General features: G+C 66.7%; 17 protein-coding genes and 1 pseudogene. 13 read left to right on the top strand and 5 right to left on the bottom strand.

The window, feature by feature from the left end:
• Window positions 1–242 precede the first annotated feature (242 nt).
• A complete protein-coding gene (locus J8403_RS00325) occupies window positions 243–587 on the top strand; it encodes a hypothetical protein (RefSeq protein ID WP_211121280.1) in 345 nt (114 codons plus the stop codon).
• A gap of 266 nt (window positions 588–853) precedes the next feature.
• On the opposite strand, the gene J8403_RS00320 is transcribed toward J8403_RS00325, so the two are convergent.
• Window positions 854–1,204 (bottom strand): DUF2290 domain-containing protein, encoded by a 351-nt coding sequence (locus tag J8403_RS00320; protein ID WP_211121279.1) that lies wholly within the window; start codon window positions 1,202–1,204, stop codon window positions 854–856.
• A gap of 36 nt (window positions 1,205–1,240) precedes the next feature.
• On the opposite strand from J8403_RS00320, the pseudogene J8403_RS00315 reads away from it, so the two are divergent.
• From J8403_RS00315 to J8403_RS43290, 10 genes and pseudogenes are all read left to right on the top strand, one after another.
• Window positions 1,241–1,427 (top strand): annotated as a pseudogene (locus tag J8403_RS00315) (hypothetical protein); the annotation flags it as partial.
• Window positions 1,428–2,031: 604 nt separating this feature from the next.
• Entirely contained in the window at window positions 2,032–2,460 is a 429-nt protein-coding gene (locus J8403_RS00310; RefSeq protein ID WP_211121278.1) for a hypothetical protein, read from the top strand.
• Window positions 2,461–2,467: 7 nt separating this feature from the next.
• Complete coding sequence (locus J8403_RS00305) at window positions 2,468–4,651, top strand: hypothetical protein (RefSeq protein WP_211121277.1); 2,184 nt, start codon at window positions 2,468–2,470, stop codon at window positions 4,649–4,651.
• Complete coding sequence (locus J8403_RS00300; protein ID WP_211121276.1) at window positions 4,648–4,788, top strand: hypothetical protein; 141 nt, start codon at window positions 4,648–4,650, stop codon at window positions 4,786–4,788. The genes J8403_RS00305 and J8403_RS00300 overlap by 4 nt, the downstream gene beginning before the upstream one ends.
• A gap of 160 nt (window positions 4,789–4,948) precedes the next feature.
• On the top strand, window positions 4,949–5,404 hold the full coding sequence (locus tag J8403_RS00295) for a hypothetical protein (RefSeq protein WP_211121275.1): 456 nt from the start codon (window positions 4,949–4,951) through the stop codon (window positions 5,402–5,404).
• 1,636 nt (window positions 5,405–7,040) lie between these two features.
• On the top strand, window positions 7,041–7,316 hold the full coding sequence (locus J8403_RS00290) for a hypothetical protein (protein WP_211121274.1): 276 nt from the start codon (window positions 7,041–7,043) through the stop codon (window positions 7,314–7,316).
• A gap of 181 nt (window positions 7,317–7,497) precedes the next feature.
• Complete coding sequence (locus J8403_RS00285; protein ID WP_211121273.1) at window positions 7,498–8,631, top strand: helix-turn-helix domain-containing protein; 1,134 nt, start codon at window positions 7,498–7,500, stop codon at window positions 8,629–8,631.
• 765 nt (window positions 8,632–9,396) lie between these two features.
• Window positions 9,397–13,047: an NACHT domain-containing protein gene (locus tag J8403_RS00280; protein ID WP_211121272.1), complete on the top strand. Its 3,651-nt coding sequence runs from the start codon at window positions 9,397–9,399 to the stop codon at window positions 13,045–13,047.
• A 281-nt stretch (window positions 13,048–13,328) separates the two neighbouring features.
• The gene (locus J8403_RS00275) at window positions 13,329–13,709 is read left to right on the top strand and encodes a restriction endonuclease (protein ID WP_237510404.1); all 381 of its coding nucleotides are present in this window, start codon (window positions 13,329–13,331) and stop codon (window positions 13,707–13,709) included.
• A 255-nt stretch (window positions 13,710–13,964) separates the two neighbouring features.
• Window positions 13,965–15,023, top strand: coding sequence for a hypothetical protein (locus J8403_RS43290; protein WP_237510405.1), 1,059 nt, complete (start codon window positions 13,965–13,967; stop codon window positions 15,021–15,023).
• A gap of 231 nt (window positions 15,024–15,254) precedes the next feature.
• Here J8403_RS43290 and J8403_RS00265 read toward each other — a convergent pair whose 3' ends face one another.
• Window positions 15,255–15,758: an ATP-binding protein gene (locus J8403_RS00265; RefSeq protein ID WP_211121271.1), complete on the bottom strand. Its 504-nt coding sequence runs from the start codon at window positions 15,756–15,758 to the stop codon at window positions 15,255–15,257.
• 233 nt (window positions 15,759–15,991) lie between these two features.
• On the opposite strand from J8403_RS00265, the gene J8403_RS00260 reads away from it, so the two are divergent.
• Complete coding sequence (locus J8403_RS00260) at window positions 15,992–16,228, top strand: DUF397 domain-containing protein (protein ID WP_211121270.1); 237 nt, start codon at window positions 15,992–15,994, stop codon at window positions 16,226–16,228.
• Between the two features lie 96 nt (window positions 16,229–16,324).
• On the top strand, window positions 16,325–17,260 hold the full coding sequence (locus tag J8403_RS00255; protein WP_211121269.1) for a helix-turn-helix domain-containing protein: 936 nt from the start codon (window positions 16,325–16,327) through the stop codon (window positions 17,258–17,260).
• 19 nt (window positions 17,261–17,279) lie between these two features.
• On the opposite strand, the gene J8403_RS00250 is transcribed toward J8403_RS00255, so the two are convergent.
• The 3 genes from J8403_RS00250 to J8403_RS00240 all read right to left on the bottom strand — a co-directional run bounded on the left by J8403_RS00250 (window position 17,280) and on the right by J8403_RS00240 (window position 19,891).
• The gene (locus tag J8403_RS00250; protein WP_211121268.1) at window positions 17,280–18,095 is read right to left on the bottom strand and encodes an SAM-dependent methyltransferase; all 816 of its coding nucleotides are present in this window, start codon (window positions 18,093–18,095) and stop codon (window positions 17,280–17,282) included.
• Between the two features lie 165 nt (window positions 18,096–18,260).
• Complete coding sequence (locus J8403_RS00245) at window positions 18,261–18,728, bottom strand: sigma factor-like helix-turn-helix DNA-binding protein (RefSeq protein WP_211121267.1); 468 nt, start codon at window positions 18,726–18,728, stop codon at window positions 18,261–18,263.
• Window positions 18,729–18,781: 53 nt separating this feature from the next.
• A complete protein-coding gene (locus J8403_RS00240; RefSeq protein ID WP_211121266.1) occupies window positions 18,782–19,891 on the bottom strand; it encodes a helix-turn-helix domain-containing protein in 1,110 nt (369 codons plus the stop codon).
• Window positions 19,892–20,597: the final 706 nt, after the last annotated feature.

Genomic DNA, 20,597 nt, shown 5'->3' with positions numbered 1-20,597 from the left:
CAGAAGTCCGCGACAGAGGTGAAGCTCCAGAAGATGTTCACCGGCGGGGAAGCCGGTCAGCGCCGTCGGCTCTTGGGCGAACTGCTGGCACCCGGCGCGCCCTTGCACGACCGTGCTTCGGTGTACGTGATCGACAAGCACTACTTTGTCGCGGCCAAGCTCGTAGACCTCGTGCTGGAGGATACGCCTACGCTCGCCGCCGCAAGGCCCCCCAGGCGAAGAAGGCGGCAGAGGTCCTGGACATGCTGCGCAAGACCCGCCCAGAAGCCGATGAGTTCGCCCGTGAGCGTCCGGCCGAGGCCACACCGACCGGAGAGCACGGCCTCCTGGACGACACTACGGACCTCCTCGTCACCGCGGTGCCCACGGTCATTCTCCACGCGTCGATACGCTACGGCGGCAAGCCCCAGGTCCTCGCGGACGACCAGAGGCTGCTGACTGACGACAAACTCGACGTCCTGGAACGCGGGGCCACGGCCGTGGGCTTGGTCCACGGCCTCATCAACGGGGCCGTCACCGAAACTGAAGCTCGGACCGCTCACTGCGGAGGACGGCCCGCGGTGAATACCGGGGCCGACGGGTGCTAGGGAGCGCCGTCGACTCTGCTTGTTCGTCTTCGGTCACCGCCGCCAGCGGGTGACCGGCCACGCGCCGCTATGCGCCGCCACGGGCCTGCCCATCTTGTCAGGGACGCGGGTGCCCAGACCGGCTTGCTGTCCGGATGTGTCGGACAGGACCCTAAGCCTGCCCAGCGAGCACTCTTCTGGCGCTCCCTTGAACCCTGCGGCCAGGATCTCGAACGCCTCCCCTTGACCACCGGCGCTCCGAGTTCGTGCAGGTCAGCCACCAGAACCTAGCGCCACATCAGGTGGGGGCTTGTACGGTCGTCGTCGGTGAGCGTGCGCTCGCCTATGTGACGGGTGGCGCCCTCGGTGAAATAGCTGCGGTGGGCTGCCCACAGGCCGGCGTAGAAGTGCCGGAAGATGAAGTCCATGAACCGTCCCACGTGCATAGGTGCGGCACAGGCGATTCGGCACTGTATGGAGTTGAGGGTCAGATGTGAGGCAGGGTGTCCCGGAGCGGCGGATGCCGGGTCGTAGTCGAAGCGTATGGCCGAGTGCAGCACCATACTGGTGGGGGTGTCTGCGGCGTAGATGTTCACGACGTCCAGTAGTGGTTCGACACGGACGAGGTCTGGGTCCATGCGGTAGGGCGTGGGTATGTAGGCGAGCCGGTGGCCGGCGGCAGGCCCGTCACCCACAACCGATCTCTACCGCGACCGCAACACGGTCGAGCGGGCCATCAACAGGATGAAGGACTGGCGAGGCATCGCGACCCGCTACGACAAGACGCCCGAGAGCTACCTCGCCGGACTTCATCTCCGCGCAGCGACCATCTGGATCAGCAACATCCTAAAAGCCCAATGATCACAACTGGAGACAGTCCCTAGTGACCTGTGGGTTCGAGGCTCGGCGGGCCGTGTTTTGCTCACTTTACCGGAGCCGGATGTTTCGGTGAGGGGCGTTGCTGGGTGGGGCGCCCCGGCAGGCTATCTCTGATCCTGACCTCCGGCCGGGCCGCCGCCGCGACGGCGACCGTTGCTGCTCGGCGTGGCAGGAGCGCGCTGGGGCGACGCTGAGTCCGGGCAGTCCGGGGGGAATGCCGCCGGCGCGTCCCGGCGGGAGGTCGTCGCGTACGGCGCGGCCGCCCCGCCGTCGGCTTTGCGTCATTCCCGACACGCCCGGTGGTCAAGGCATGCTTGACATCGCAGTGAAAGGCCGGGACCGGAACCGTTCGAACGGGTGACCTGAGGCGAGGCTGCGCTGCCCGCTTCGCGTACGCGACTCTCCCCATGCGGCCTAATTTATATGTCGTCACGAACTGACCTCTCATTGATTCTCTTGCATGGTTTTCCGTCACATGCGGCTTTTGGGGTTGTGGGCGCGATGACCTCTTTGCACGCTGATGAGCAGATGTCATCACAACCGTGAGCACGTGCAGGGGGACGCGTTGGACGCCGAAATTGATGTCATGGCCGTGGCAACTCAGAGTGTCGCCGCACTGGTGACAGAGATGGTCCGCGGAGGATGGGATGCGGTCCGGGGCGCGTTCGCCCGCTTCCTGCACCGCGACGGACAAGCAGCCGACCGGCAGCTGGCCCTGTTCGACGAGGCGGCACAGACCCTGGCCAGCGGGGCGGACACGCCCGACAGCGAGGAGAGGCGACGCCTGGAGAACCGCCTGGTCCTTCAACTGGCTGCCTATCTCGACCGCTTTCCCGACATGGCGGACGAACTGCGCGCTCTGCTGCCCGATGACACGCCCGCGTCAGGAGCACAAGGCCCGCCGCTGAGCGCGCAGCACAACACCCACAGCCAGGTCGTGCAAGCACTCGGCAACGTGGACGCCGGCAGCGGTGGCATCAACTACGGCGTCTCGCCACGCGCGGCGGACGCGTGACCGGGCCGTGACGTCTCCCACCGCACACTCCACCGGCCTCCCACCCGCCCAGCCCACGATCAGCGCCAGCGACAACTCCTACTCCACCATCTACCAGGCAGCAGGCGACATCAACCTGCACCAACGCCCGACACTGCCGACATTCCCCGTGACGGACAGCGAGATCAAGGCCGTACGCCGCGCCTGGGTCAAAATCACGCCCGCCAACACCCCGCTGACAACGGCCGACCAGATCCTGAAGCTGCTGCGCGAAGATGAGCCGATCGTCGTCATCAGCGGCCCGCCCGGTACCGGAAAGACCGCCGCCGCACTGCGGGCCCTGACCGACTTCGCCCTCCAGCGCTCCGCACCGGACTCAGCGCGAGGACGGCTCCACCTCAGGCACGTCCTGCCCGACTGGGACGGTCCCGACTCCGACCTGCTGCCCCGCGAACCAGGCCGCGGCTACATCCTCGACGTGGCGGGAGAAACCTGGAGCGACCCGCCCGCAGCCGCCCGACAAATCCTTGGACACGCCGACACGCTGCGGCACAGGGGCTCATGCCTCATCGTCATCACCGGTGCAGCCAACTGGCCGAGCGGACACGACCCGCAGATGGGCCGCATCGCCATCACAGCCGAAGCCCCCCGCGGAGACCTAGTACTGGAACGCCACCTCAACGTCCTCTACCCGGATCCGGACAAGATCGGCTGGCTCGCCAGCCATGACGGCAAGGACAGTGGCGGACTGACGGACCTGCTGCGGCCCGACATGCCGCCGGGAGAGGCTGCCGGCCGCGCTGTCGCACTCAGCCGCATCGACGCCACACGACCCGATGCCCTGAGCAGGGCACGGGATGCGATGACCGGATGGCAGCACCTCGTCGCGGCAACCTTCGCCGACACCGAGGGCAGCGCCGACGATCGGGCCCTGCTGCTCGCGGCCATCGTCCTGGACGGGAACAGCTCAACCGATGTCCTCAAGGCCGCCCGAACGCTACTTCAGCAAGATGAGCACCGCGCCATCACCGACATTCTTACTGCGCCCGCCCTCGCCACCCGCCTCGAGAAGGTGCAGGCCAAAGTCGAGGCCCAGCGCGTCAGCTTCGACCACCTGCCCGGCTACCCCGACGCAGTGCTGCGCTACGTCTGGCGTCAGCTCAGCGACGCCCAGCAGCCGCTGCTGGACTGGATCCAGAAGCTCACCACCCCCAAGGGCCCTGCCGCACCCCGCATCGACGCCCTCGCTGGGCTGCTGGCCGACCTCGCCGTCGCCGAGCACGACCTCAAACCCCTCGACATCACCCAGGCCTGGGCCCAAGCCGGCTCACCAGGGCAACGGGCCGCCGCCACCATGCTCGCCACCGCTGCCCAACACCCCACCCTGGGCTCGGAGGTCCGCGCCCGGCTGCGGACCTGGGCATCGAACCCCCCGGAAGGCACCGCCACGGTCACAGCCGTCGCCTGCCAGGGCGAGTTCGCCTCCCTCTACCCACGCCAGGCCCTGACCTGCCTGCGATGGGTCCTGGACCGGCCGCGTCACGACCAGGCCGTCACCGAAGCAGCCCAAGCCCTGCGCACCATGGCCTCCAACCTCCACCTCCTGCCGAAGGTCTGGGACGCCGTCACCGCCTGGAGAAGCGGCCCCGCACAAGGCGAGCGAGGCCACCGGGCCGGACGCAGGGCCTTCATCGCCCTGCTCACCCCCCAGGCCGACCCATCGCCGGCCCCCCTCCTGCTCGCCAACGCGCTCACCGACCCAGCAACCGCCGACGACCTCGCCGCCGGCTGGTGCGCCGTGCTGGAAGAACCCGCCTTCGACGAGCCAGCCGAAACACTGCTGACCGACTGGGCCCAGGCCGTCGCCGACGCCGCCCTCGACAGGCAAGCCGTCATCCGCATCCTCGACCGCGTCATCGACCAGCACCTCATGACCGGCCCCATGGCAGCCTTCCTCATGGGCCGCGAAGGCCACGCCCACACCCCCGCCGCCGTCATCGACCTGCGCAAACACCTCATGATCAGCTACCGGCGCGCCGGCACCACCCCGGCCCCGGAGCCGCACGAGGCCGATCCACCCGAAACCCCGACCGCGCCGAAACCGGCGCCGCGGGCGCCGACTCTCCGCCAGCCGGACCCCCTCGCCACGCACCCACATGCACTCGCCGATGCTGCCCCCTCGCTCAACGGGCTCGGACGGGAGAGCGCATGACCCACACCACCCGGCGAGCTCGCCACCGCGCGCTGCGGCGAGGCGTCACCGACTTCCCCGCTCTCCTGCGCAGTTCCCGCCCCGGCATCCACTTCACCGCCCTCATCACCGCCACGGTCCTCACCGAACCCCGATAGCGCCAACGACACGGACCTCATCGCCAACCACATCCGGCAGGCCCTGCGATCCGCCGCAGCCGAGGCCCTGCGCGAGCAGGACCCCACCGACCTCCCTGCCGCCCGCGACGCCTGCAACCGTCACCTGAGCACCCCCCGCACCACCGCCAACGGCATCAAGGTGACGGCCGCCGCCCGCCTCACTCTGGCCCCGGACGACCAGGCCGCAGTAAACGAACTCCTCACCGCGGCCCGCACCCAGGGCATCAAAGACACCCTGGAAAGCCAGCGCACCCAGGCGCTCGCCGAACGACTCGCCCACCCCGCAGCCCTCCTGGCCTGGCTGCTTTCCAACTCCACCACCGACCTGGCCGGCCTGCCGGACGACAAGGCCCTGGCCGACACCGCAGAGCGCCTCGCCCGCTACCCCCGCTCCGAAGGCGAGCCCTTCGAAGTCCAAGTCCTCGCCCTCGTACGGGACTTCTTCGACCAGTTCCCCCGCCAAGAGCAAAAGCGCATGCTCATGCAACTCCTCGCCGACGCCATGCGCGGAGCCCGCCAACCCGCACACGCGGACAAGATCCAAGAACTCCTCGAGAACACAACGAACCCCGCCGGCACTGTCCCCGGCCCATGACCCCCACCCTGCTGCGCTGCCTGCTGTCCCCCCTCACCAGCTGGTACGCCCTGAGGCTGATGCGCCGAGCCCGCCGCGAACACACCGCACTACCCACCTTTGACGCCGCCTGGCGCCGCGCCCGGGTACAACGCCACCCCGACGAAGCCCCGTACCTGCTGTACGGGCACGGCGCACCTGACCCTCATACCCGCGCTACCCCCACCGAGGACCAGACACGTCCCGACCGGCCGTGACCCCAACCGGCGCCACGGGCAGCAAGTGCCCGAGTCAGTGTCCTGCGCGCTGCCGACTGGGGGAAGGCCATCATGACCCGCTACGCCGCCTGACGGCAGCTACGTAAACACGGCGGCGGCCATCTCGAACTCGACCTCGGCGCACAGATCTTGACGTACATCGAACCCTGACCGGCTCCCGCTCCGCCCGTACTCCTCTACAGCGGCGATGGAGGACCCGGCTCCGGACATCTGCCCGCACCGCGTCTGTGCGGCAGACTCCCATGAACATAGGGAAGGGCGTAGTTGCCCGCACTCGCTCGGCGAGGCCATCGACAGCCCCCCCACATGCGTGGGGAGCACTCGGCCCATGATGGGGCCGCAGTTTACGCCTCCGACAGACCCCCACATGCGTAGGGAGCACGCTTGCTGGCCTGCAGGGTCAGCATCTTACGTGAGTGATTTTGCTCATCCCTCGGGGCCGACCACACCGAAGAACGCTCCTATGGCTCCGCCACCAGCGGCGGTTTCGACGCAACCGACTTCGCCCGCCGCGTCGACGCTGCCAGCGGCGGTGTCACCGCGGCCGTACACCAATGGCTGGTGGAGACCAGCCGTATCCGCCCCGACGCCGAGATCATTGACCTTGAGATTCGTACCTGGTGCCCGCGCTGACCGAGACCAGGGCAAGCGATCTTCACCCGGCACGCAGGCTCCGGAATCCCGACACCAGCTTCTCCGAAGAGGAAGCGGTTCATCACAGCCCACAGCCCGAGCGGCCTGTCGGGCTGATGACCCTGTCGTCATGCGGCCCCGAGCCCAGGCACGCCATCACCTGCGCCTGCCCGACGACGCCTACGGCACCGAGGAAGCGCACCGACACGTCACCGCACGGCCGGCCGCCCACCCGGACCTCCCCCGATACGACGGTCGACTCGAAACTAAGGGGAGGAGCTCATCCCGAGCTGAACGCTGGCCCTGTCTCTCAGACCCTCGCCTCGACCATCAGCCATATGCCGATGACATGGGTGACAGCGTGGCACCAACGCATGAACGGGCACATGAGTCTGATTTCGCATATGCCCGGCCGTGATGAAACCGATCGCGCCGTCAGCTGAGCCATATGCGGTGGTGAGTGGGAGAGCGCGCTCTCCATGCAATGCGCGAGTGCGCTCCCGCGCGCCGGGGTGTGACGTTTTTTCTCTGTTTCACGACCAGAATTGGCCGATCACCGTTCGGAACCTGAGGCCCTGCGAGAAGGGAATAGGGCGGGAACGGCGAGTGGCTCGATTAACGGACCGTAATGTTGGTGCGCTGTCCGCGTGACCATGTAGCGTCCCAGAACACGAGGGAGCCCCGGACCTGGTTGGCATGCCGTAGCCGGGGCTCACTCGCTTCTGTACTTTCGATCAAGGAGAGCTATGCCTCCCGACCGTTTCCTGCTCCGCCGACTGCCGCGAATGGCCCGTGCGGAGCGAGTCGACCGTAACATCCCTCAGTTGCGCCTGGTTGAAACCAACGAGGTGCATGACAGAACGGTCAACATGCAGATGGGAGCGTTCATCGCCGCTCCCGTGCTGGGCATTGTGCTGGTCTGCCGCCCAGAGGCCAAGGACGTGGCACTGGCTGCCATGGTGACCCTGACGGCCGCCTTGCGGCGTTCGTACTTCCGTCACCGGCACCTTCGCGTCACCTGACGCCGACGGCCTGTGGAAGTCAGACGCACATCTGGCCTCCACAAGCCGGACCGGAAGGGCGGGACCCCACTCCACTGGTGTCAGCGCACGGTGAAGGGGATTCCGCCCTCCTCGTTGGCAAACCGCCAAGTTTCTGAGGTCAAAGTCCACGGTCACTCATCCCCGAAAGGGACTACACACCATGCCCCCGAAGGATCCGCTCTCCATCCGCTGCTTCAACCCCAGTTGTCCGAACACGGTTACCCAGGTGAAGAAGTCCGGCCGCCCTCGCCAGTACTGCAGCGAGGCATGCGGCAAGGCTTACCGCAAGAACCGGGACGTACGAAGCGCTCAGGTGAGCCGCGACCAGGCTGCCTACACCAGGGAGGTCGCCGATGAGGTTGCCCGACAGGTCGCGGTCTGTCTGGGTGCCGCACGCACGTGCGACCCACTGACGGCGCTGCGCCAGGTGGTCCAAGCGGAGAAGAACTTCGGTGACCTCAAGGACGCCCTCGTCCAGCAGGCCCGGCACCAGGGCATGAAATCCGCTTGTATCGCGGAGGCGATGAGCATCAGCCCTTACAAGCTCTCCCGTGGCATGTCGACCCCTTCTGTCACACGCCGCATCGAGAACCGGTACAAAGCCCGCAACAGTGAAACCGCGCTTCCGCTGCCCAGCCGCACTACGCCGCCGCCGGCACCGTCCCAAGCAACGGCACCGCGCTTCCCCTCCGGACGCAGCTTCCCACCGACACCCGCACCCACCTCACCAGTCTCCAATGAAGCGAGCACTCCGGCCGAGGAGGCCAAGCCCGCCGACACCCTCGCCCGCGCGCTGACACATCTGCAACGCACCAGCGATAAAACCCTGCGCGCACTGGCCGGGGAATCCGGAGTATCTGCCTCCTACGTCTCCCGCATTCTGTCCGGGGGCCGTTGCCCGTCCTGGAAGATCACCCAGCAGATCGCGCTCTCCTGTCGTGCAGACCCTGCCGAATTAAAACCACTGTGGGATGCCGCCCGCGGCCACCCTATTGTCCAGGCCGACACCTTCCACCCTGCCTTGCGGGGGCTGCACCTAGCCGCTTCGTGCCCGGAACCCGACACGATCCGGCGACTCAGCCACAACGCCCTGACCGTAGACGAGATCACCATGCTCCTCCACGGCCAGCAAGTACCGGATTGGCAAGTTGTCCGCCATTTCGTCGGTGCCCTGCGAGGCCGGCCCGAGACCGTCCGCCCACTGTGGAAAGCCGCACGTCACGCCGCACTGGCCGTCCAGCCAACCGAGTCCACAGCGTCGGCGAGCGTCGGGTCGGCGTCCGAAACCCTGTGATCCGCCACGCCTTCGTCTGTCTGTTCAAGGGGGAACCATGCCTGCCGATAGCGCCAACGCCGCCACACCCCCGCGCAGACCGTGTCCTGGGACTCACCGCGACCCCAGTGGCGCGCAACCGCCGGCTGTGACTTTGCCTCCCGCCTTTCAGGCATTCCACCACCTGCACTACGAGCGCTACCTTGAGTACGCCCAGGCGCACCTGCCGGAGTCGACAGCGACGCGAGCGGTCCGGGAGGCATTCGGCTACCTCGCCACCCACTGGCCCTACATCGTCAGCCGCCTCAATCCGACATCCTGCGCTTGGTCCTGGTTCACGACCCGCATCCGTATTGTCAGCCGCCCCGTTCTCACAGCCGTCTGCCCACGCCAATACGATGCTGTCCTCCTCCACTGCGTCCTCGGCCACCCCATCAAGGAAGCCGCCGCACTCATGGGTGAACACCCCAGCAAATTGAGGTACTTGACCAGCCGGTACCAGGGGCCACAGAGCGCAAGGGCCCCCCGACGCCCGCCTCTTCACGCACCGCAGGAAAACCGCTGACTCCCTTGCAGTGTGACCGCAGCTCCTGACCCGCCTGCAGAGGCCCGGCGGGATCTCGATACCGGAGAAGGGGGGTTCCACACCCGCGGGTGCACCAGGAGGCTTTGTGCTGCGGCCCGCCTGAGCGCTTCGCAGGGTCGTAGGGCCTGGGCGGTGTCACAGGCGCCGTCTAGGCTTGTCATTTCGGTACGGGCACGGGAAATTCGAGCAGGGGGAGCAGCGTGACGGACTTCAGCGCGGCACAGGCCAACTACCTCTACGAGCGGTTGACGGAAAAAAACTTCCAGCGTCTGTGCGCAGCCCTCCTCGCCCACCTTCACCCCGACGCCCGCTGCTACCCGGTCGGGCACTCCGACGGCGGCCGGGACATGACCCGTACCGACGGCACCGAAACCGTCGTCTATCAAGTGAAATGGACCAGCAAGTCGATCCAGAACCCGGTGTCCTGGCTCAGCGCAGCGGTGCGGGGCGAAGCGGACAACATCCGCCGGCTGGTGAGCGGCGGCGCGACCCGGTACGTGCTCATCACCTCCGTCGCCGGCACAGCCGTCCCGGGCCGGGGCAGTATGGACCGTCTGGACGCCGAACTCGCTCGGCTCCAGCGTGACTTCAACATACCCGTGCAGGTGTGGTGGCGCTCCGACGTCGACGCGCGCGTCGACGCCGCGCCCACCGAGCTGAAGTGGGCCTACTCCGACATGCTGGCCGGCCACGACCTGGTGCGCTACTTCATCCACGGCGCCCAGGCAGCGGCCCAGGACCAGGGACTGCGGGCCCTGCTGATGAACGTGATCGCCACGCAGTGGGAAGAAGACTCCAAGGTCAAGTTCAAGCAGGTCGAACTGACCACCCACAACCTCGACGACCTGTTCATCGACGTCGGAGCCTCCCGTGTCTCCGAGCCGAGCAACCTGCGGCGCTCCCTGCCCATGCCGCTGGAGTTCGGCCAGGGCCCCGCCGAACTGGCCGGTGCCGCACACTACCTACTGCGAGCCGACCGCCCGTACACCCTGGTGCGCGGCGAACCCGGCCAAGGCAAGTCCACCCTGAGCCAGTACCTGTGCCAGCGCCACCGCGAGGCCTACCTCAACGAAGCCGAAGAGCCCGCTGCCGACCCGGCCGCGCAGGAGCAACCGGCCGACCCCCGTATCGCACTGCGTATCGACCTGCACGACTACGCGGCCTGGCTGGCAGGCCAGGACCCTTTCGCCGACGAGATGACAACGGCCAAGAAGCGCCTGCGCCGCGACGGACAGCTCGAACACTTCCTGGCCGCGTTCCTCACCGCCCACGGCGGAGGCCTGCCCGCCGACGCCACGACGGTGCACGACCTGCTTGCCCGACTGCCCGTCCTGCTGGTCCTTGACGGACTCGACGAAGTCGCCAGCCCCGCCACCCGCAAACGCGTCGTCAGCGAGATCGACAGCTTCACCGCCCGGCTGCGCACCGCCCTCAACGCCCAGCTGATCGTCACCACCCGGCCCAACGCGGCAGAGCTGGCCGAACCGTCCGAGACCCTGTTCGAAACCATCACACTCACCCGCCTCAGCCCCGAACTGCGCACCACCTACCTGCACAAATGGGCCCGCGCCCGGGGCATATCAGGCCCCGGCCTGGTGGAGCTGGAACTTACGTTCAAGCAGCGCTCAGCCGAGCCGCACATCGCCCAACTGGCCGACAACCCCATGCAGCTGACGATCCTGCTGTTTTTGATGCAACGACGCGCCAACTCCGTGCCCACCAACCGCACCGCGCTCTACACCTCCTACATGGAAACCTTCCTGGACAGGGAGGCAGAAAAGACGCCGACAGTCCACGAACACCGGGCTGACCTGGAGGAAGTCACGGCGTTCTTGGGATGGCACCTGCAGGCACGCGCCGAGGCGGAGAACCGCAACGGCCAGATGCCCACCCGCGAGCTGCTCAGAGCCATCATGAACTACCTGTTCGACGTCGAGAAGGACCAGTCGATGTTCACCGACTTGTTCACCGCCGTCACCGACCGGGTCTGGGCCCTCACCAGCAAGGTGCAGGGAACCTTCGAGTTCGACGTGCAGCCGCTGCGCGAGTACTTCGCAGCCCGCTACCTCTACGAGTACGCGGGCGCCGACCAGCGGGGCTTCGATGCCGGCGACGTTCTGCGCAACATGGTCCGGCGCGGGTACTGGCTCAACACCCTGCGCTTCTATGCCGGATTCGCCAACCCCAACGAACTCGGCGGCATGGTCGAGGAGCTGGAGGAGGAACGCGACGCCCGCTTGCACCCCAACCAGGTCCGCATCGCCGCTTGGAACCTCCTGGCTGACGGCGTGTTCATCGGACGCACGCGCTCGCAGAATCGGGCTGCGGAACTCTTCCTCGACGATTTGAGCGTCCGCCTCATCCACCACAGCATCGTCAACACCCACGAGCTCCCCGAGCTCGCCGCAGACCGTGGCGGACACCACCTGGCAGCCGGACTGAGAGCGCTCGTCGCTAAGGAACCCGCCTCACGGGCGACCGCTGAACGCATCCGACTCGCAGCGAGTCTGGACGACCCCGCCCAGTTCGACGCATGGTGGCAGCCACACATGCTGACGGCAGCCGACACCGACAGCGAACACACCTGGCTGGACATCGCTGCACCTGCCCAGAGCCTCCAACGGGCAGGCGCCACGATCGTGGCCCGTCTCGCCCTGTCCACTCCTGCCACCGCAGCGGCGGCCCTTGCCGCCGGTGCTGTGGCGCAGCCCGACTCTCCTGAAGAACGCACCCTGCTTCGCGCTGTCCTCGACGGCCACGCCAGCGACATCACCCACCCCTGCCCCGGATACGTGGGAGACATACTCCGCGTGCTTCGCCCGGAGTACTACATAGGCAAGGCTGCGGAACAGCCGGACACCGAGGGTCGGCTAAAGATGTGGAGCCCCCAGCACAATCGGCCCAGCGCATTCCGCCGCCTTCGCGAAAGAGATCCTCGCCTCGCCCTACTGCAGCAGAAGGCGAAGAACACCGCGGGTCAGGTCGGCACGACATCACTCTGGGGCAACACCGCCCGCGCCGTCAGCGAACTGTTTGGACCATGCTGGCTGGCGGCCGAGATCGCCGTCATCGGAGCCGCCGCCGACCCCAATGCCTTCCTTACCGGAGGAGACCTGAGCCGGGACTCCGAATGCTTCGGCCCTCACCCCGACTACGGACGCCTGCTGCAAGAGACCCGTCGCAACCGCGCGAACTCCAACTGGTGGACGCACACTTTCACCACCTACCCCGACCCGCTCTCGCGCGCGGTATGGGTGCTGGCACTACTCAGCACCGCCACCCACGACGCACTCCTCGAACACCTTGAACACGTGGACGACGCCATCAGCCAGCTCCCGGACCTGACGCTATCGGCACTGCGCATGAGCTCTAGCCGCCTGGGCGCCATGTCTACCGCACGGCCGTTGCCGGAAGCCGTCCTGGACACCGCTGCCGACCGGAGCCTGGCCACCCTCAACCTCCTCACTCATCACATCCGCAGCGACCGGCTCAGCGCCTTGGACGAGTCGACGCTGATGGACATGGCCCGCTACGGCAGCGCTGCCTGGCCCGCGAGGCGTGCCCTGAGCGAGCGCATGTCACAGACTCCCTCACCGCGCCTGTTGGAGGGGCTGAAAGCCTACGGCCCTCACACGGACGGGCTCCACGGAGGGCCTCTCATCGTACTCAGCGGCGCCCTCAACCATGCCCCTGATGCCGTCGCCGCCATTATTGACGCTCCGTTTGACTACCCCATCGAGTGGGTCCTGGCCGCCGTCGGAGCAGCTGAACGCTCGGCCCTGCACACCGATGCCTCCTACCTCTGCGACGTCGCCCGCGCCCGCAACTGGTTCCCCCACCAGGATCGTTGACTAGGAGAGCTGCCAGCCTCGGGAACGCAGAGAGACCTCGTCAGCGCTGTCGCGGACGGAAGACCGGGCGGGGCTTCTTCACCCAGCGGATGGACATGTCGCCCCTCTCACAGGTCCTCTCATCTTCTGTCGCTGACTCTCCAAATGAGATGACCTGAAGCTTCCAGTGATTTGCTGGTGCCAGTCCTCGGTGAGGGTAAGGGAGGCGTTTCACATAAGCGCCCCAGGTTGGCTTCACAGAACTCCCCACTCGGGTTGGTCCGGGGGTTCCAGGCTGACGAGTGGGCGACGGTGGTGGGGCGTGCTCGTTCCCCGAGCTGGGCCGCCGCCCGCGCGGCAGCCGCATCGTGCGGATCGGTGGTGCCGGGGACCTCGGCGTGGATGTCACCGCTCGTGATGACGAGGGCCGTCTCCTGATACTGCAGTGCAAGCAATACCAGAACCCAGTCGGATCAGAGCACGTACAGAAGTTCAACGGGACAGCCCGCCTGCGCCACGGAGCCGACCTCCCCATCATGATCGCGCTCAACAGCTTCACCCAGCCGGCAGTCGACTTCGCCCAGCACCACCAGCTCATCCTCATGGGCCGCCCGGAACTGAAGAAGTGGGCCCACGGCCAGCACCTCTACGACGTCCTCGGCATTGAGAACACGACATGGTGATGCCAGTGCGATCGCCATACTGCAGCCGCACCCGCGGGTCCGGGGCTCGGCCGCCAACGATGGGCGTAACGCGTGCTTCTTCACAGGCCCGGACAGAGGATCGCAAGCCCGTTCCTGGGCGCTGGTCAGAACGGGTGGCGATTGCCCCTCGGGGCGACCGGGGGTTCGCTACTGTCCCGGTATGGGTTCCGCCCGCGGTGTTCGCCGTCGTGGGAAAGATGGGGAGGCCGGAGCCCGACAGCAGGGGAGAGCTGCGTGCTTGACGATAAGAATGTCCTGGAAGCGGTACGGCGACGTATCGAAGAGCGCGGTGAAGCCTCGAAGCTGGGACTGCCGGACACAGCGAAGATCACCTGGCATTCCCTCCTGGAGGGCGAGATCGTGCGGTCCATCGAGACCCGCACGCAAGAGAAACGAAAACACTACGGCCCCATCGACCTGTCAAGCCGACCGGAGTACGACAGCCTCGCCCGCCATCACGTCGCCCTGCCGAAGGACCTCACCGCGACGCAGACGGTGACACTCGTGCAGCGTGGGTCGGTAACCGAGCGGTCCTGCGACTGCAGCAACGGAAAGACTGCCTGCCCGCGCTGCCAAGGCCGAGGAGACCTACCGTGCGATCCGTTCACGGCTTGCACCGTCTGCCGGGGCATCGACTCCTGTCTGCGCTGTGATGGCACCGGGACCAAGAACCGTAACAACCCCGACGGCCAACAGCCGGCGGACGAACGCGCCACCTGTCGCCAGTGCGGAGCACCGAATGCTGCATGCCCCACCTGCCACGGCCGGGGCCGCGTCTCCTGCCCGACATGCGACGGGCACGGCGTACGAGACTGCCCCGACTGCGACCGAGCCGGAACTGTGCCTCACCAAAGGTGCAAAGGCACCGGGCGAACCGTCACATGGATCCAGGGCACGATCAGCCGCAAGCCCCTGACTGAGAAAATCAAGCACCCTAAGGCAGGAGTGCCCTACCTGGCCTGGGAAGGCGCACGTGAGGGTGGTGACTGGTATCGGGCGCGCCTGACGCACAAGGACACGCTCCCCGCGGATCTGACCGAGGCGTTTCGGAATCTCGTGCAGCCCCACCTTGAGCCACGCGAAGGCGAGATCGCCCGGCAGGCCACCTTCACCTACTTGCGGCTGGCCCGCGTCGAGGTGCTCCAGCACCCATCGCGGGTCTACTACGTCTTCCCCACCGTCACTTCGCCTCGAGTACTTGTTCTGCCCTCCCAACGCAGAACCTGGCAGATCGCCGCAACGGCCCTGGGAGCCGTCCTGGTGCTCTTCCTTGTTCTCCGACTCGTGTCGTAGTCGGCGAACCCAGGGGGGCGGTCGACGGCGGAGCAGGGGATGACCTCTTGGCCCGGGGAAGGCACGCGGTTCGTCGGGCTTTCGAGGATGGCATTGGAAGGTTTCGCGGCTCAGATCCTCCATCGGTAGAAGGCCGAGGCGCCGGTGCTGGGTCCGACGAGTGCGGATCCCTCATGCGCGGACAGTTCAGTAATGCTGTGCGAGTGCCCCCTGTCAGGATGTCGTTGAACCTCAGCTCGTTCCCGTCCAGGTGGTGAACCGGGCGGTGGTGGGCACAACGGCCCATACCGTCTTGCCAGCACTGTCGTGGAGTGAGTATCCCCAGTCGTGGGCGAGTTCGTCGATGATGAGGAGTCCGCGGCCGCGGGTGTCATGGGTAGCAGCCGCGCGGGGGGAGGGTCTGTTGGGGCTGGGGTCCTGTACTGCGCAGATGACCGTGCTGGCGGTGTTCATCAGTCCCAGCCATCCGTGGCGGTCTGAGTGCGTTCCGAGTGCGTGGCGTACGGCGTTGGCGACGAGTTCGCCGACCACGATCAGGGCCTCGTCGGTGCAGGAGTGCCGTCCCCACAGGGTCAGGGTGCGGTGGGTGAAGCGCCGGATCCGGGCCAGGCTGTCGGAGTTCGCGCGGAAGCGGCGGGCTGAGAAGTGGGGCACTCCCAGCCCCATGGCCAGCCCCCAGTCGAAGGGAGCGGGACGGGGCTGCGGGGTGTGCTGAACGTTGCTGCGAGGAGCCACCTTTTCCTCTTCGGTGTTGGATCGTCCTGGCCTGAGGGTGCAAGCGGGAACACTCTTCCGGGGGACTTTTTGAAGGGCCTGGTGAGGCTAGTATTCCCAGCATCCCGCCCTCCGTGCAATTGCATGTGAGTTCTCATGCATGCTCGAACGTATTGCTGATACCGGCTCGCCTCGGCCTCGGCGGTGCGTGCCCGGCAGGCAGGTATTCGAACGGCACGGCGAAAGAGGTCACGATGGAGCGCTTCGTCAATGGCACCCCGGCCAGCGCGATCACCGGCGCGCAATGGGTCAAGAGTGGCTCTAGTAACGCTCAGGGTGCGTGTGTGGAGCTGGCGAAATTACCTGACGGGGAAGTCGCGATGCGTAACTCACGGCATCCTGAGGGACCCGCGCTGGTCTACACGCAGGCCGAGATCGCGGCGTTCGTAGCGGGTGCGAAGAGCGGCGACTTCGACCACATGACCGCCTGAGTCAGGGAATAGAACAAGGAAGGTTACGGCGGACATGCGGGCGTCCTCTTGAGATAGTGATGGGCGCCGCCAGCGCATCAGGAGCAGGAGTTCTGCATGTCCGCCGATCACCGGGATCAATCGTTGACCGCGAAGGCTCTGCCGTTGCCGCGCGAGGGGGAGAAACCGGTCGCCGCGGGCAAGGTGCTGGGTGCGTATCTGCGACGGCTGCGCAGGGAACAGGGATTGACGATCAAGGATGCGGCGCCGGTGATCCGGGCGTCCGTTTCCAAGATCAGCCGCATGGAGCGGGGAGAGAATCCGCCCAGGGAGCGGGATGTCCTGGACCTCGTCGACCACTACGGCGTGTGCGATCCCCGGCAGGTCGAGGCGGTCCGGGAACTGCTGAGACAGGCCACGGCCAAAGCGTGGTACGACGAGTACGCCGATGTGACACCTGGCTGGCTCAAGCGGCTGATCGGGCTGGAAGACTCCGCCGTTGAGATCCGCACCTATGAAGTCCACGTCGTGCCCGGACTGCTGCAGACTTCCAGCTACGCGAAGGCGATCGTCTCCTCCGGCCTTCCGCACGCGAGTGAAACCGAGATCAGACGGCGCGTGGAGATGCGCATGGCCCGTCAGAAGCTGCTGTACGCTCCCGGCCGGCCCCAGCTGGTAGCCCTGCTGGATGAGGCCATCCTGCGTCGCCCGGTGGGCAGCGCGGATGTCATGGTCGAACAGCTGGAATACCTGCTGCGCGCCGCGGAGCGCAGTGGGATCACGATCCGGGTGGTGCAGTTCATGAAGGGCGCAAGGATCGCCCCCAGCACCCCGGTGACGTACCTGAAATTCGCACCGGGCGGCCCGGCGGAGCTGATCTACCTCGAACAGGCTGCCGGAGCCATGTACATCAGCAACAAGAGCGGCGTGGAAAGCTACCGCTATGTGCTCTCCGAACTGTGGGGGGCGGCCGCGTCGCGGACGGAGACGATGCAGCTTCTCAGGGAAGCGATAAAGGATTACGCGAGGCACCCTTCTCGGCGGCGGCTCTGACGTCGCCGCCGCCCCGGGGTCAGGGGATACAGATGACTCCGCCGTACTCTTCCCACTCGAAGGTTCGCTGCCGCGGTGTGAGGTCGGAGTCCGGCCGCCAGGCGGAGACCTCGACCAGGCCGGGAGCGAGCAGCTGCATGCCGCTGATCCAGGCGTGCACCTCGCTCTTGTCCCTCACCCGGCCCCAGGTGTGGCCCGTGGTCTGCAGCATGAACTCGGTCGCCGCCTGTCGAAGGGCCGGGTTGTCGCTGACGAGCTGGCAGAACACCAGGAAGCTCCCCGTGGCCAGCCGGCTGGCAACCCGTTGGATCACGCTCTCGGGCCCAGGGGGGTCAGGGATGCGGTGCAGGCCCGAGACGAACAGAGCGGCCACAGGAGCATCGAGATTGATCAGACTGGTTGCCTCGAGGTGGTCGAGCGTGCCGTCGATGTCCGTCATCTTGGCCCGCATGATGGCCGTCTCGTCGTTCTCATCCAGCAGGGTCCGGCCATGCGCAAAGACGATCGGATCATCGTCGATGTAGACGACCCGTGAACTGGCATCAACACCCTGGGCAACCTGGTGGACGTTGTCGCGCACCGGCAGTCCCGAGCCGTAATCCAGGAACTGCCGCACCCCGTAGTCCTGAGCCAGGACACGCACCACACGCTGCAGGAACAACCTGTTGTTCCGCACCAGCACGCGCGTGCTGGGCGCGAAATCTAACAGAGCCCGGCACGCCTTGCGGTCGGACGGAAAATTGTCCGTACCCCCCAGGAACCAGTCGTACATACGGGCGATACTCGGGGTGCTGATGTCAATAGAGTGAGCAATGGGATTCTCCCCGTGATCCATTCGACCCCCTTTGCCTCCCCAGCGCGGAGGCACTTCGGTTGCAGGAGGCCATGCTAGGGAGGACAGCCGTCCACGACCCCCTCCCCGAAAGAAGGACCCCCCAAAGGCTGACGCGAACTGGACAAGGAGGTGAGTAATTGCTGCCCTGTGCTCATTAATTCCTCATCAGCCTGCACCCCCTGCGCCCGGCGATCGCAGGATGCCGGATAGACGCTGCGGGATACGGCGCTCGGCCATGAGCAGATGTGCCGCCAGAGCGGACGGATCGATCCCCATGCAATCAGCGGCCTCGGTCAGCGTCATACCCAGCCGGTAGTGCAACAGCACCGCGTCAGCCTGCTCGGTCGGCAGCACACCGTAGAGCCTGCCTATAGCCTCCACGGAGCCCGCCCCGCTCTCGATGGCAGCAACGCACCGGCCCAGCAGCCACCAGGAGTAGGCTGCAGGACGCGTCCCGCTGCTCAGAACGATGGGCCACTGGCGCGCCAGATGCCCGAAGGCGGTACCCACCGCGCCAGCTGCTGCGTCACCCACGCGGAGATGGGCGTAGCGAAGATAGCGGTCCCGATACAGCTGGCGGAATCCGGCGTACCCCTGGACCAGGGCGTCCGCGGTCCCTCCCGGCTGATCCATACCAGCCCCTCCCTCCGGCGCAACAACGCCCAACTGGTTCCACCGACCGTGTCTTACGAGGCCGCCCCGCCAGCCCCGGTGTCCGACTCCGTCCCGGGCAGACCCGAGCGGGGCAGTCCCCCCTCGGGGAAGACATCCCGAAAGGAGGCGAGAAACGCGTAGTGCAGGTCCTCCCACAGCGGCCTGATGGACGCCGGGTCACCGCCCATCCGCATCACCAATTCCTCGACGGTCCGCCAGTCAGGAACCAGCTCACCCTCGAGCACCTCTTGGAGCGTCTCCGCGGTCAGCGCCTGGTCACCCTCGTCGGCCAGAGAGGCCAGTTCGGGCATGCCTGCCGCCAGATACAGCCCGCGCAGCGCCCACAGCAGCCGCGTTGCTGCCCCGGACACCGACTGGCGTGTCGGGGGACAGCCTCCATGGGCTCGCTCCCACAGGAACTTCAGGTCGCTGGCGTTGCCGCCGAAGATCGTGGCTAGCATGTGCACCACGGGCCAGGCCGGCAGCCGGGAGCCAGCAAGGACCCGCGACACATAGGACGGAGACAACTCGGCCTGCTGGGCTGCCTCCTGGAGCGTCACCGAACTCCTGCGCTGCAGGCTCAAGAGCGCAGCCGCCAGCTGACGCCGTGCTCCTCCGACGCTGTCCGGGGCGGGGGGCCGCTGCCCGGCAGTTCCCCGAACTCCCCGCGGCGGCTGCGCGTGCTTCAGCGGCGTAGGCCAGCGCTGATCGCGGCGGGCGAGCAGACGCTTGACCTTCTGCTCGCTCCACCTCACCCTCGCGGTCTCAACGCTGACCCCCGCGGCCTCGGCCACCGCTGCCCACCCAAATCCTTGCGCGCGTGCATCCTGCACCGCCGCTGCCACGTAGCAGGCCACGTTGACCGACAACCGGTCCGCATGCGCCAGGAGTTCACTCAGCGGCACCCTCTCCCGCTCGGCTTCGGCCAGCCGGGCGGCCAGAACCAGACCGTCATCCGCCACCTGCCGCCCCCACCCAGAGGACACCGACGGTGAGGCCACCATGGCCTCACCGTCGCGCAGCCGCTGTGCCCGCCGACGGCAGGACGTGTCGCAGTAGTCCTTCTTCCGGCCCGGTCCCGTCCGCTGCCGGAAACGGCGTCCGCACAGCGCACAGCGCGTGTAGGCAGCCGAAGTACCCATGTCATTTCTCCCTCTACCGGGACACCTGTCCACCGACCCGGAGCAGAAAATCCCCAACGAAACCGCGCATACAGCCGTCAGCGCGGGCGGGTGCCTGCTCCGGCCAGCTCTCCGGCCTTACGGAACAGGCACCCGGCGTTCACAGGAGGTGAATCCGCAGGTAGCGGACGCTTGAATAACCTGGGGCAGCCGCCAAGGCCCCCAGAGGGAGCGCCCATGCGGACGAGAGGCCGGACCCGGTCGTGGTCATCCAGAGCAGGATGACCACCAGCAATGCGGCGCGCAGCCGCAGCGTGACCTGCCAGGCAACGAGCACATGGCTTTGCCAAGACGATAGTGATGGCCTGCTACGTTCACTACGCGCCGAGGCTGGCTGAACGGCTCCTCGGAAAATACGGTCGAGCATTACCCATTCCAGTGTTCGAGCGGACGGGTCTCAGGGCGGCGGCATTCCGCCCTGAGACTGCATCATGCAGGTAGGTGTTTCCCGCACAAGACGTAAACGTACAGCCGGTCACACAACCCCTGCGCTCATGCAAACGCCTCGTTGACGCGATGCGCAAACCACCCGAATCGGCTTTCTGTCGGAATCGTGTATCACATCGAAAGCACCGGTTCATGAATCGGTCTTAAGTGATCAGGCTGATGGTCAACGTGCACCATGTGAGCCAATCGGAGACCGCGGTTTACGGCGATGCCACCATTG

The sequence above is a fragment of the Streptomyces yatensis genome (assembly GCF_018069625.1).
Lineage (GTDB): Bacteria > Actinomycetota > Actinomycetes > Streptomycetales > Streptomycetaceae > Streptomyces > Streptomyces yatensis.
Note: the sequence above shows the minus strand (reverse complement) of the source record. Positions and strands in the feature narration are given on the sequence as shown.